At 60.5% G+C, this 223-nt stretch carries 1 protein-coding gene; it reads left to right on the plus strand.

Translation table 11 applies throughout. The features are described from left to right. The coding region (locus MOV75_RS42225; protein ID WP_246933154.1) for a hypothetical protein at positions 1 to 223 on the plus strand (223 nt) is incomplete at both ends.

Raw genomic sequence — 223 nt, forward strand, 5'->3', positions numbered from 1 at the left:
GCGCAAGCTGCCCTCCGGCGTGCTCGGCCCCTTCGTCAATGACGAATATTCCGACGTGAGCTTCGCCCTTTATGCCCTCAAGGCCAAGGGCATGCCGATGCGCGAGCTCGCCAGGCAAGCCGAGACCATCCGTCAGGACCTCCTGCACGTGTCCGGCGTCAAGAAGATCAACATCCTCGGCGAACGTCCCGAGCAGATCTTTGTCGAGTTTTCCTATGCCAAG

The organism is Bradyrhizobium sp. PRIMUS42, from assembly GCF_023006515.1.
Taxonomy (GTDB): Bacteria; Pseudomonadota; Alphaproteobacteria; order Rhizobiales; family Xanthobacteraceae; genus Bradyrhizobium.